Consider the following 13,810-nt stretch of genomic DNA (forward strand, 5'->3'; position numbering starts at 1 on the left):
ATGAATGAGATTTGAAAAATCAATACTATTAATTGCCATTTTTTGGTATTCATTAACTGCTTATTTTAGTATAGGATATCTTCATCCAGATGAGCATTACCAAATTATTGAATTTGCGGGTTTAATTGATGAAACAAATACTCCAAACGATTTAGCTTGGGAATATGGTGCGAAAATTAGATCTTCATTTCAACCAACAATAACCTATTTCATTTTTAAAATATGCGATGTATTTTCTATAACCAACCCTTATAACAAGGCGTTTATACTTCGACTTATAGTTGGGTTATTTGCTGTATTTACAATTTATTTTTTTACCAATTCTGTACGAAAATTTATTCACCCAAAGTTTTGGAAACTATTTTTAATAGTGTCATATTTTACTTGGTTTTTACCATTTATTAATGTTCGATTTTCTTCCGAAACACTTTCAGGGCTTATTATACTTTGGGCAACTTCAATATTGTTTAATGAAAAAAAAAGCACTTTAAAGTATGCGATAATTGGAGCAATATTAGGATTGAGTTTTATAGTTCGATTTCAAATTGCAATTATATGTTTAAGTATTGTACTATGGTTGTTGTTTATTGAAAAAGAAAAATTTAAAAATGTAATAACTTTAATTGCTGCTGGAACCTTTATAGTGTTTTTAGGTGGAATTCTAGATTTGTGGTTTTATAACGAGCCGCAACTAGTATTCTGGAACTATTTTAAATCAAATTTAATTGAAGGTAAGGCATCTTCATTTGGAGTATCTCCATGGTATTATTATTTAACACATTCAATAATATATTCGATACCTCCAATTGGAATACTACTAGTAGGTAGTTTAGGATTTTTTCTATATAAAAACCCAAAAAACTTAATTTTTTGGATAGTTTTCCCTTTTATAATTATTCATTCTTTAATCCCTCATAAAGAAATAAGATTTCTATTTCCTATAATTAATTTAATGCCTTTTATTATTGTGTTTAGTATTTCAAAGATAAACTGGAAATCAACTTTATTTTTTAAGTATAAAAAAGTTAATTTATTAATTGCAGGAATTTTAATTCTAATTAATTTAGTGTTTTTAGGAATTGGAAATCTTAATCCAGCTATGTTAAATAGTAGAGTTAAAATTACTAAAGAAATTAATGAAATTGCTCCTTCTAAAAAGGCAAATCTTTATTATTTGAATGATAGTAATCCATATAAACCTTGGAACTTAACCACCAATTTTTACAACAAATCTAATATTATAATAAATAATCTAGATAATTATTCTGAACCTACGGTAAATAGAATAAAAAGTGATGAAACTATTTTTTTAGTTGTCAGAAAATCAGATTTAAATTCTCAAAAAGTCAAAACAATAATTAGCGATTATAATCTAAAGGAAGTTTGTAAAGGAGTACCAGATTTTATGAACACCTTATTAGAAAAGTTTGAAAATAAATCAGATAAAATTTTAATTTTATTCAGCAACTAACTCTTTTTCTAATTGAAAAAGAATATAGATGATTAAAAATGGACTAACCATATTAAAGTAACTTATATCGGCTATAGAATTATTAATTATAGCATCAAAACCATAATTAAACCATCTTAATAAAAAATGTCCTAATACAGGAATCAGCAATACTAAAATACTATATTTTAAAGTGTCAATAATTTTGGTGTTCACTTTAAAAGATAAAAAAATAGGCAGTATTAAACTAGCTAAACTAATTAACAAAGGTGTTTTGTTTCCTTGTAAAGTTAATGGATTATACGTTTTTAAAACTTCAAAACTAGGGCAATCTTTTAATACCATAAACCCTAATAAAAAAGCCGTAATTAAAGATGATAGTATAAAGTATATTTTCTTTTTTAATGAAGTTTTTATAAAATCTTTGAACAAGAATATTATTAAAGGAATAAGTGTTGGAATTCTTGTAAGAGCAATAAAACTAGAAACAATTCCTAATAAAAATGGTTTTTCAAAATTAGATTTTAAATATTTTTTTTGCCATAAAATTATAAACCCTAAAACAAAAATAAAGTTGCTCATTAATTCACTTTTAGTGTACACTTCCCATAAATAAAAAACAGAAGAAATTAAAAGTAAAATTCCAAATAACCGAACCTTGTAATTTGAAAATGATGTATAAACAATATAAGCAAAAAGTAAAAATGTAAACGATTGTAAGTAGCCAACATCACCCAACAAGTAAAAAGGCAATCCAATTACAACCAACGAAGGTAAATTAGAACTGTATTGTCCTAAATGATTTGGAACTGAATAAGGATATTCATTATTTAAAACAGCGTTTACCGAAACATCAATTGCCGACCATCTATCAACAATCAAAGTGTTTCCATCTACCATGTTATTAAGTACAATAGAGAAAACAAAAAAACCAATAACAACTCCAAAAAACAACCATTTTAAAAGCTGTTCTTTAATCGTTATTTTTTTTAGAATAAAAAAAACTGAAAACTGAATAATTGGATACGCTAATAATAGAACAAATACATTGACAAAATTTTGTCGAATGCCGTATTTGTATATAAAAAGACTATTAATACATAGATACAAAAATAAAAAGATGCTATTTTTAAATCTATGTATTAAGTCCATTATTATTTCTCCATTTTCGCCCAACTATCACGTAAAGGCACAGTTCTGTTGAATACTAAATTATCTTCAGTAGTGTCTTTGTCAACGCAAAAATAACCTAAACGTTGAAATTGGAATCTATCTAAATTTTTAGCAGATTTTAAACTAGGTTCCACAAAAGCATTAATAGTATTTAAAGAATCAGGATTTAAAAATTCTTTAAAATCTTTTTCTTTATGTCCGTCAGGAGCTTCATCAGAGAATAACCTATCGTAAACACGAACCTCGGCTTTTTCTGCATGTTTTACAGAAACCCAATGTAAAGTTCCTTTCACTTTACGTTTACTAGCTTCAGAACCACTTCCACTTAAAGAGTCTTCATCGTAGGTACAGTGTATTTCAGTTACTTCACCATTATCATCTTTAATACAACTTTCAGCTTTTATAATATAAGCATTTTTTAAACGAACTTCTTTACCAAGTTTTAATCTAAAAAATTTCTTATTAGCTTCCTCTCTAAAGTCTTCTTTTTCAATATAAATTTCTCGGCTAAAAGGTACAGGTCTACTACCAAAACCTTCAGCATAATCATTATAATTAGCGTCTAAAAACTCCTCTTTATCATCAGGGTAATTTGTAATAACAACTTTAACTGGATTTAAAACAGCCATTACACGTGGTGCAGTCTTATTTAAATGATCTTTAACACAATGTTCCAATAAAGCAACATCGGTTACATTATCACGCTTTGCAATACCAGCAATATCGCTAAAATTTCTTATTGATTCTGGCGAATAACCTCTTCTACGTAAACCAGAAATTGTAGGCATACGCGGATCATCCCAACCATTAACAACACCATCTTCAACTAATTGTAATAATTTACGCTTACTCATAACGGTGTAGCTCAAATTTCTTCGAGCAAACTCACGTTGTTTTGGTCTTAAAAGCGAAGCGTCATAAACTTGGTCAACATACCAATCGTATAAATCTCTATGACTTTTAAATTCTAATGTACAAATAGAATGTGAAACTTGTTCCAAATAATCACTCTCACCATGCGTCCAGTCGTACATCGGATAAATACACCAATCATTACCAGTTCTATGGTGGTGTTTCTTTAAAACACGGTACATAATAGGGTCACGCATATGCATATTTACATGCTCCATATCTATTTTTGCACGCAATACATGAGAACCTTCATCAAACTCACCATTTTTCATACGTAAAAACAAATCCATGTTTTCATCAACAGATCTATTTCTAAACGGACTATTAGTTCCAACTTCAGTAGGCGTACCTTTTTGCTTCGCCATTTCTTCAGAAGATTGGTCATCAACATATGCTTTTCCTTCTTTAATTAATTTAACAGCCCAATCAAATAATTGCTGAAAATAATTTGAAGAATACAAAACCTTATCCCATTTAAAGCCTAGCCATTTTACATCATACTGTATAGCATCAACATACTCTTGTTCTTCTTTCGTTGGGTTTGTATCGTCAAAACGCAAGTTAACTGGCGCATTGTACTTTAAACCTAACCCAAAATTTAAGCAAATAGAAGCAGCGTGTCCAATATGTAAATATCCATTTGGTTCAGGCGGAAATCTAAAACGTAATTTATCTTTCGGTAATCCGTTTGCTAAATCCTCTTCAATAATTTGCTCAATAAAATTCAGCGATTTTTTTTCTTCACTCATAATATTAAAACTAATAAGGCACAAAAATATCGATTTTTTTTGGCAAAACAACTAGAAATAATCTTCACAAGTAGGTAAATGTTATAAAAAGTAAAAATTATATGGGCGTTCCCTTTCAGGTCGGGCTGTCGCTACTCGCTTTTTTTAGTTGTAAAAACAACAAAAAAAGAGCTCAAACATACCGCTTCATCCCTAACGCAAATAATTAGTTGTTAGTTATAATTATTAAAAAAAAACAGTAATTCAAAACTAAAAACTCAACACTTAAAATTTAAAACAACTAACTTTGTAAATTATAATACAAAACTAAATGGGAACTATTAAATTAAAAAACATTCGAGTATACGCATATCACGGATGTTTAGTAGAAGAAGGTAAAATAGGTTCTGATTATCGAGTAGATTTGTCCGTAAAAGCTGATTTATCTAAATCTGCCCAAACAGATGATTTAGCTGATACAGTAGATTATGTACATTTAAACTTAATAGTAAAACAGGAAATGGCAATTAGATCTAAACTATTAGAGCAGGTTGCAAAACGCATTTTAGATAGAATATTAATTGAAATACCTATTGTAAAGTTAGCAAAAGTAGAGGTTTCAAAAATTAATCCACCTATTGGCGGAAACGTAGCAATGGTAACAATTGAAATGCTTAAAAAGAGAAAGGATTTATAAGAAATCAACATTCATAAAAAAAAAATTGTAGGCTTACTAAATTTGTGTAAATTTGCAATCCAATTTATGGCGTCGTGGCCGAGTGGCTAGGCTGGGCTCTGCAAAAGCTCCTACAGCGGTTCGAATCCGCTCGACGCCTCAACAAAACCAAAGCATATGCTTTGGTTTTTTGTTTTCTTTAACATTTTGTTAAGTATAAATTAATGTATCTTTGCTAAAATCAGAAAATTAACACTTAAAATTAAGGAAACCTTAATTTTTTTTCAGAAAAAATAATTGTAATATGACAATTTACCCAATTGAAACTGGGAATTTTAAATTAGATGGTGGTGCCATGTTTGGAGTAGTTCCAAAAAGTTTATGGCAACGCACAAATCCTGCAGACAGTAATAATTTAATTGATATGAGTATGCGAAGCATGCTTATTGAAGATGAAAATAGATTAATTTTAATAGATACAGGCTGCGGAAATAAACAATCTGATAAATTTTTTAGTTATTATTATCAATTTGGTGATTTTTCATTAGACAGTTCTTTGGCAAAATATGGTTTTCATAGAGATGATATTACCGATGTTTTTTTAACACATTTACATTTTGACCATTGTGGAGGTGCAATAGAATGGAATAAAGATAGAACAGGCTACAAGCCAGCATTTAAAAATGCAAAATTCTGGTCAAATAAAAACCATTGGCAATGGGCAGTAGAACCTAACGTTCGTGAAAAAGCATCTTTTTTAAAGGAAAACATTAACCCAATAGAATCTAGCGGTCAATTAAATTTTGTAAATCTTCCTGAAACAAACTTCATCAAAAATTCAGAATTAGGTTTTGATATTTTATTAGCGGATGGACATACAGAAAAACAAATGATTCCGCATATTCAGTATAAAAATAAAACCATAGTTTTTATGGCAGATTTATTGCCTACCGTTGGTCACATTCCTTTACCTTATGTAATGGGATATGATACAAGACCATTATTAACAATAGATGAAAAAGCAACCTTTTTAAACAAAGCTGCAGATCAAAATTACTTACTGTTTTTGGAACACGATGCAGCAAACCATTTATGCACAGTAAAACATACAGAAAAAGGCGTTCGATTGAACGAAACATATAAATTTAACGAAGTATTTAATTAAATAATTTAACATGAGAATTATAAAATCAGTTTATGTAGCGGTTTTTGCAACAGCTACTTTAGTAAGTTGTAGCTCCATAAAAAACATGGCAGTTCCAACAATGGATACAAAAGTTGATGTTTCATCAGCAAAAATAGGAACTATTGGCGATGAAGATTTCAACCATTGGGCGCATGCAGATTTAGCAACAGATACCATTCCAGGTATGAGTTTAGTTAAAGCATATAAATTTTTAGAAGGAAAAACAGGAGAAACCGTAGTAGTTGGAGTTATTGATTCTGGAATTGATATTGAACACGAAGATTTAAAAGATGTACTTTGGACAAACCCAAAAGAAATTGCTGGAAACGGAATAGATGATGATAAAAATGGTTATGTAGACGATGTTTATGGATGGAATTTTTTAGGAGGTAACGGTGTTGCAGCTCCAGAACAATTAGAAATTACACGTTTATATGCTAAATACAAAGATCGTTTTGATGGAAAATCAAAAGCGGATGTTAGTGAAGAGGAAAAAGCTGATTTTGATGTATATGAAAAATATAAAACAGCTTATGAAGCTTCAAGCAAAAATCATGTTGTTATGATGGAGCGTTTAAAATTTATTGATGCAAGTTATAAAGGTGTTAAAAAACTTTTAGGTAAAGAAACTTTTACAATTGAAGATTTGCAAGCAGTAAAAACTGAAGATAAAGAATTACAAGCTCAAATAGGAACTGTAATTGGATTAAATAATAGAGGTTTTAATGAAGAAGCTTTTTATGAGTATTACAATACACAATTACAAAATAAAAGTTACGATTTAACTTTTGACGGTAGAGCAATTGTTGGAGATCAACCAACAAATATTAACGATGTTGTTTATGGAAATGGTAATGTAATTGGATCAAAAGATTCAGAGTCTCACGGTACACATGTTTCTGGAATTATTTTGGCAAAACGTGATAATGGAATTGGTTTACAAGGTGTTGCTAATAACGCTGTGCTTATGTCTGTTAGAGCTGTGCCAGATGGTGATGAGCGTGATAAAGATGTTGCATTAGCAATACGTTATGCAGCTGATAATGGAGCTAAAGTTGTAAATATGAGCTTTGGTAAATCTTGGTCTCCATTCCGTAATTGGGTATTTGATGCTATTAAATATGCCGAAGAAAAAGATGTACTGTTAGTACATGCAGCAGGTAACGATAGTAAAGATATTGACGTGAAAGAAAATTGGCCAAATGATTCTATGGACAAAATTTCAGAAATTGTTGATAACGTATTAACAGTTGGTGCAATGAGCTCTAGTTATGATGAAAATTTACCAGCAACGTTTTCAAATTATGGACAAAAAAATGTAGATGTTTTTGCTCCAGGTGTTCAAATTTATTCTACTATTCCAAATAATGAATACGCTCGTTATAATGGAACTTCAATGGCTTCTCCAGAAGTTGCTGGTATTGCAACTCTAGTTAGAAGTTATTACCCAGAATTATCTGCTAGCCAAGTAAAACATATTATTATGAATTCAGGTACTGAAATTGATATGGATGTTTTAATTCCTGGTGGAGAAGGTAAAAAAGCACATTTTTCAACCTTATCTGTTTCTGGAAAAGTAGTAAACGCATACAATGCACTTGTTTTAGCCGATAAAATGGTTAACGGTGATAAATAAACGATAATATTCTGTTAAAAAAGCGTACTCTATTAGAGTGCGCTTTTTTGTTTTATAAGCATTTTTTATATTGCAAACCCTCAAAAAAATTAAAATGAAGAGAATACTTTTACTATTATTAGTCACATCAACTTTTATAACAGCGCAAAATAACACTTCTTATTGGCAACAGCATGTAGATTATACAATGGATGTTGATATTGATGTAGAAAATTATCAATATAAAGGAACTCAAAAATTAGTTTACACAAACAATTCACCTGATGATTTGAAAAAAGTTTTTTACCACCTATATTTTAATGCATTCCAACCAGGTAGTGAAATGGACTTACGCCTACAAAATATTGTTGATCCTGATGGTAGAATGGTAACTAATATTGGTGCAAAAGAGAATCCAGTTTATGAAAGTAGAATTGCAAAATTAAAACCAAATGAAATAGGTTATCTAAAAGTAAATTCATTAAAACAAAACGGAGAAAATCTCCAATACACTATAGAAGGAACAATTTTAGAAGTAACTTTAAATACTTCAATTTTATCTGGAGAACAAGTTGTTTTTGAAATGGAATTTGAAGGTCAGGTACCTGTGCATATTAGAAGAGCAGGAAGAAATAGTGAAGATGGTGTCGCACTTTCAATGGCACAATGGTATCCGAAAATGGCTGAATATGATTTTGAAGGTTGGCATGCTCACCCATATATTGCAAGAGAGTTCCATCAAGTTTGGGGAGATTTTGATGTAACACTTCATATTGATAAAAAATATACAGTAGCAGCAACAGGTTATTTACAAAACCCACAAGAAATTGGTCATGGTTACGAGGATAAAACAAAAAAAATAAACTTACCAAAAGGCAATAAATTAGCGTGGCATTTTAAAGCTCCAAAAGTTTTAGACTTCACATGGGCTGCAGATTCAAATTATGTACACGATATTAGAATAGCTAAAAACGGTGTTAAATTACATTTCTTTTATAAAAATGAAGCTAAATACAAAAAAGCTTGGAAAGAAATGCAACCATATATGGAGCAATCTTTAGATTTTTTTAATGAACATATTGGACCATATGCTTGGGAAAAATATTCGGTAATACAAGGTGGAGATGGTGGAATGGAGTATGCAATGTGTACATTAGTTGCTGGAGGAAAAACACTAGGTGAAATTGTAGGTACTGCTTTTCATGAATTAGCGCATTCTTGGTTTCAACAATTACTGGCTTCAAACGAAAGTAAACACTCGTGGATGGATGAAGGTTTTACAACGTATATTTCTACACTAGCGTCTAATAAAATTTTGAAAAAAGAAGATGGAAAACCAAAAGGAGGAAGAAGTTATAGAGGTTATTTATATGCTGTTGAAAATCAAATTGAAGAACCATTAACTACACATGCAGATAGATTTAATACAAATGTTGCGTATAGTATTGGAAGTTATACAAAAGGTAGTATGTTTTTAACGCAATTAAATTATATTATTGGAGAAGAAAACACCGCAAATACTATTAAGAAATTTTATAACGATTTTAAATTTAAACACCCAACACCAAACGATATAAAGCGTACAGCTGAAAAAGTTTCAGGATTACAATTAGACTGGTATTTAAATGAATGGATTGAAACTACGCATACTATTGACTATGCTGTTGCTAAAGTTGAAGGGAAAGATATTAAACTTGCTAGAGTAGGTAAAATGCCAATGCCAATTGATATTACTGTTGAATATATTGATGGAACTTCAGAAGAATTTTATATTCCTTTAAATTTATTGCGTGGAGAAAAACCTACAACAGCTACTATTTTAAAAGATTGGGCTTGGGGAAATCCAACCTACACTTTTAAGGCTAATAAAGAAGTAAAATCTGTTGAAATTGACACTTCAGGTTTAATGGCTGATGTAAATAGAGAGAATAATATTTTTAAAAATTAATTTTTTAAAAACTTATTTAGAAATTGTGAATAGAAATCGCGCTCCTTTACCTATTTCAGATTGAATTTTAATTTCTCCTCCGCTTTTTGAAATTAGTTTTTTAACTGTAGCAAGTCCAATTCCATTGCCTGATATTCCAAATTTATCTTTCAATGTAATTACTTCAAATATTTTAAAAATTTGTTCATGATGTTTAAATTCTATTCCAGGACCATTGTCTTGTACGTAAAATTTATAGTATAAATCAATTTGTTCAATACCAATTTCTATTTCTACATTTTTTTTATCACAATATTTAATGGAATTTGTTATTAGGTTTATTAAAACTTGTTCAAGAACTTCTCTGTTTATGTGGATTTCTGAAAGGTCAGATTTTAATTTTAGTTGTAAGTTTTTTTCATAAGAAAAAATTGTTTGAAGATCGTTTAATAATGCTACTAAATTTAAATTAGTTTTCTTTTCTTTAAGTAAATTCTCACTCTTACTATTTTTTAATAAACCATCAATTAATCTAGATAATTTATTTGAAGCATTTCCAATAACATTTAACATTTTATGACCATTTTTATCAATTTTTGAGGCATATTTTTCGGAAAATAGTTTGGTTAAACTTGAAATGCCAATTAATGGAGATTTTAAATCATGAGCTGTAATGGATGCGAATTTTTCTAATGTTTTATTTTTTTCTTCTAATGTAGAAAGCGTTTTTTCTAGTTCAATTTTATTTTTTCTTAAATACAACAAATTCATTACTTGTTGAGATAAAGCTTTTAGAGTTTTAATTTGATCATCAGTTAATGATTTAGGTTTATGGTCTATAACGCATAAAGTTCCTAAAGAAAAACCATCGTTAGTAGTTAACGGAAAACCAGCATAAAACACCACATTTGGGTCTCCAGTAACTAATGGGTTATCAAAAAATCGTTCATCTTTTCTTGCATCATTAACCATAAATATTTGTTGTGGTCTGTTAATTGCATGTGCGCAAAAAGCTAGTTCTCTTGAGGTTTCTGTCGCTGTTATACCATGGTGAGATTTAAACCACTGTCTATTATTATCAATTAAACTTATTAATGAGATAGGAGTATTACATATTTGAGAAGCGATAGCTGTTAAATTATCATAATCAGATTCCGAAATAGTATCTAAAATTGAAAAAGAATTTAATTCGTTTTGTCTTTCTTTTTCATTTTGAGGTGTATCAGGCTTAAGCATGGCTTCTATTTATTTCGCGCACAATATAGTTTTTTTAAAAGTCTAAATCAATGTATAAATAAATTGTCTAAAATATAGGTTGTTATAATTGTTTGTTTAAGGTGTTAATTAAAAATCTGAACTATTAATTACCCATTTTACACGTCCAACTTCACCAGTTTCTAGTTGCACTTTAATACCATGTGGATGAGAGGAAGATTTAGTTAAAAGTCTTTTTACAAATCCGTCGGTTAATTCACCAGAACGTTGATGGTGTTTTTGTGCAATTTCAACTTCAGATCCAATCTGAATATTTTTTCTGTTTTTACCACTAATTTTTGAAGTATCCATTTTACAAATGTAGCTTTTCTAGCTACTAAAAAAACCAAAATAAGCAAAAATTAAACCAAATATTAACACTATAGGAGCTAAAATTTTAGTTAAATTTCCATTATTAAAAAGAGGTTTAAAAAATTTAGAGAATGAAGGGAATGCTAATAATAAAACACCTTTAATTAATGCTATCCAACCAATAATTGTAACAATAACCGTCCAATTTTTTGTCCAAATATTGTGGTTGGTAATAATTATAAAACCAATTATAATAGCAATAATTCCACCTAAAATTAAGTAGGTTGCATCATTAATAAGTTTTATAAATACCTTTTGATAGTAACCTCCGTTAAACAGTAACCCAACACCTAAAGATAAATAAATTACAGCTATAACTTTTGCAACAAATATTGAAAATTCCATTTTAAATAATCTATATATTCAATAATATTAAAGTTAGTGAATTATTTGTAGTTTCTATTGTTAATTGTAGTTAAACTCGTATTTGTCAGAGTTATAATATTGTATTCAAATAAAATTATAAATAAGTATATATTAAAACTTTATGTATGTTTGTTAAATCTAAATTGTATAAAAATTGACAAAGAAAAATATAGATATTTTCAATTACGAATTTGATTGGAATTACTCCAAAAATAAAAAATCTACGTCAGATTTAAAAGATGAATGTTGTAAAAAATACAAGAAGAAAGGGGAAAAGAAATGTAAAAAATGCCCTAAACTAGTTAATTCATAAAGTATATTTTGGTACTTTTGCACATTCTTTTCTTATAAAATAATGTCGCAGAAATTAAAATATATCCTTAAAAGATTTCTAATTTGGAAATACCAACATATTTCTGACAAACAATTTGTTAGAATTGCGAGTGCTATAATTGGTTTATTAGCCGGTTTAGGCGCCGTAGTTTTAAAAAACTTAACTCACTTTATTCAACATTTATTAGAGATTGAGTTTATTAAGGATATTCACGTAGCTTTTTATTTTATTTTTCCACTTATAGGGCTATTTTTAGTTCGAATGATTAAAAGATATGGAATTAAGAAAAAAGTGGGTCATGGAATTCCATCGACATTATTTGCGATTTCAAAATTAAAAGGAATTTTACCTCGTCACCAAATGTGGTCCTCAATATTAACAGCGCCTTTAACTGTTGGTTTTGGTGGTTCTGTTGGTTTGGAAGGTCCAACTGTTGCAACAGGAGCAGCTTTAGGTTCTAATTTTGCGCGGTTAATGCATGTAAATCAGGCTACAAGAACATTGCTTATTGGAGCTGCTGCTGCGGGAGCTATGTCTTCTATTTTTAAAGCACCTATCGCTGCAATTATTTTTGCTGTTGAAATTTTTAGTTTAGAGTTAACAATGGTTTCTATGATTCCATTATTATTGGCTTCAATAACGGCTGTTTTAACTTCTTATTTCTTTTTTGGAGATGATGTATTACTTCACTTTAATATTGAAGATAAATTTCATTTAAACGATGTTTTATTTTATATTTTATTAGGAGTTTGTTCATCAGCGGTATCAATATATTTTAGTAAAATTTATTCTGCAATAGGAGCCTTTTTTAGAGATTTTAAAGGTGCGCATAAACGGTTACTTTTTGGAGGAATTTTACTAGGTGTTATGGTATTTTTAATTCCACCTTTATTTGGTGAAGGGTATTCAACTATAAATAACATATTAAGAGGTAATGTAGATCCTATTGTTTCAAATAACATTTTTCATATTGAAGCTAATAACATTTTAATTATTATTGCTTTATTAATTGGTTTGGTACTGTTTAAAGTAATTGCAACAGCCTTAACTTTTGGTGCTGGTGGAGTTGGAGGAGTTTTTGCTCCTACACTATTTACAGGTAGTATTACCGGATTTGTATTTGCTTCAATTATTAATTATAGTAATATTTTTAGTCATCAATTGTCTTCTACTAATTTTGCTATGGTTGGTATGGCTGGTTTAATGGCAGGAATATTACAAGCTCCGTTAACGGCAATTTTCTTAATTGCTGAACTTACTGGTGGATACGAATTATTTGTGCCACTAATGATTGTTTCCTCTATCTCATATTTAATAACCAAACGTTATATACCACATAATATTTACGCTGCAGAATTAGCAAAAAAAGGTCAGTTATTAACACATGATAAAGATAAAAACGTGTTAATGCTAATGGATGTTGATAAAGTTATTGAAACTAATTTTATTGTTCTTAAACCAAAAATGACTTTAGGTGAAATTGTGAACAATGCTGTGGCAAAATCTTCTAGAAATCACTTTCCTGTTGTTAGTAGTGAAAATGAATTTTTAGGTGTTATTACACTTGATGATATTAGAAGTATTATGTTTAATACAGATTTATATGAAAAAGAAAAAGTATTAAATTTAATGCAGAGTGTACCTGATATTATTGATTATGATAAAGATTCTATGGAAGTAATTATGGAGAAATTTAAAACTACAGTTGCTTGGAATTTACCTGTAATTAAAAATGGAAAATATTATGGTTTTATTTCAAAATCTAGACTTCTTACAGCTTATAGAAGAAAACTAATACAGGTAAGCACTTAATTTAT

General features: G+C 29.1%; 11 protein-coding genes and 1 tRNA gene. 7 read left to right on the forward strand and 5 right to left on the reverse strand.

All coding sequences use genetic code 11. The features are described 5' to 3' along the window. The first annotated feature begins 4 nt into the window (after positions 1 to 4). On the forward strand, positions 5 to 1,471 hold the full coding sequence (locus R3X25_RS04990; protein ID WP_317672460.1) for a hypothetical protein: 1,467 nt from the start codon (positions 5 to 7) through the stop codon (positions 1,469 to 1,471). Here R3X25_RS04990 and R3X25_RS04995 read toward each other — a convergent pair. After that, positions 1,457 to 2,350: a hypothetical protein gene (locus R3X25_RS04995; protein WP_317672462.1), complete on the reverse strand. Its 894-nt coding sequence runs from the start codon at positions 2,348 to 2,350 to the stop codon at positions 1,457 to 1,459. The two genes, R3X25_RS04990 and R3X25_RS04995, sit on opposite strands and share 15 nt — an antisense overlap. 254 nt (positions 2,351 to 2,604) lie before the next feature. Next, on the reverse strand, positions 2,605 to 4,284 hold the full coding sequence (locus tag R3X25_RS05000) for a glutamine--tRNA ligase/YqeY domain fusion protein (RefSeq protein ID WP_317672464.1): 1,680 nt from the start codon (positions 4,282 to 4,284) through the stop codon (positions 2,605 to 2,607). Positions 4,285 to 4,594: 310 nt separating this feature from the next. Between R3X25_RS05000 and folB the strand changes: the two genes are divergently transcribed. The 5 genes from folB (at position 4,595) to R3X25_RS05025 (ending at position 9,688) form a co-directional block, all read left to right on the forward strand. Further along, a complete protein-coding gene (gene folB, locus R3X25_RS05005) occupies positions 4,595 to 4,960 on the forward strand; it encodes a dihydroneopterin aldolase (protein ID WP_317672466.1) in 366 nt (121 codons plus the stop codon). Positions 4,961 to 5,028: 68 nt separating this feature from the next. Further along, positions 5,029 to 5,099 (forward strand) — tRNA-Cys (locus tag R3X25_RS05010). 144 nt (positions 5,100 to 5,243) lie between these two features. Further along, positions 5,244 to 6,104, forward strand: a complete 861-nt coding sequence (locus R3X25_RS05015; protein WP_317672468.1) for an MBL fold metallo-hydrolase — start codon at positions 5,244 to 5,246, stop codon at positions 6,102 to 6,104. Positions 6,105 to 6,114: 10 nt separating this feature from the next. After that, positions 6,115 to 7,761: a S8 family peptidase gene (locus R3X25_RS05020; protein WP_317672470.1), complete on the forward strand. Its 1,647-nt coding sequence runs from the start codon at positions 6,115 to 6,117 to the stop codon at positions 7,759 to 7,761. A gap of 94 nt (positions 7,762 to 7,855) precedes the next feature. Continuing rightward, positions 7,856 to 9,688 carry a M1 family metallopeptidase gene (locus tag R3X25_RS05025; RefSeq protein WP_317672472.1) on the forward strand — a complete coding sequence of 611 codons (1,833 nt, stop codon included), beginning with the start codon at positions 7,856 to 7,858 and terminating at the stop codon, positions 9,686 to 9,688. Positions 9,689 to 9,700: 12 nt separating this feature from the next. On the opposite strand, the gene R3X25_RS05030 is transcribed toward R3X25_RS05025, so the two are convergent. The 3 genes from R3X25_RS05030 to R3X25_RS05040 all read right to left on the reverse strand — a co-directional run bounded on the left by R3X25_RS05030 (position 9,701) and on the right by R3X25_RS05040 (position 11,638). Continuing rightward, on the reverse strand, positions 9,701 to 10,903 hold the full coding sequence (locus tag R3X25_RS05030; protein WP_317672474.1) for a GAF domain-containing sensor histidine kinase: 1,203 nt from the start codon (positions 10,901 to 10,903) through the stop codon (positions 9,701 to 9,703). A 108-nt stretch (positions 10,904 to 11,011) separates the two neighbouring features. Further along, positions 11,012 to 11,233, reverse strand: coding sequence for a YwbE family protein (locus tag R3X25_RS05035; protein WP_317672476.1), 222 nt, complete (start codon positions 11,231 to 11,233; stop codon positions 11,012 to 11,014). Positions 11,234 to 11,251: 18 nt separating this feature from the next. Continuing rightward, positions 11,252 to 11,638, reverse strand: a complete 387-nt coding sequence (locus R3X25_RS05040; RefSeq protein ID WP_317672478.1) for a hypothetical protein — start codon at positions 11,636 to 11,638, stop codon at positions 11,252 to 11,254. 376 nt (positions 11,639 to 12,014) lie between these two features. Between R3X25_RS05040 and R3X25_RS05045 the strand changes: the two genes are divergently transcribed. After that, positions 12,015 to 13,805, forward strand: coding sequence for a chloride channel protein (locus R3X25_RS05045; protein WP_317672480.1), 1,791 nt, complete (start codon positions 12,015 to 12,017; stop codon positions 13,803 to 13,805). Positions 13,806 to 13,810 lie beyond the last annotated feature (5 nt).

It is taken from the genome of Lutibacter sp. TH_r2 (assembly GCF_033101135.1).
In the GTDB taxonomy this organism is placed as follows: domain Bacteria; phylum Bacteroidota; class Bacteroidia; order Flavobacteriales; family Flavobacteriaceae; genus Lutibacter.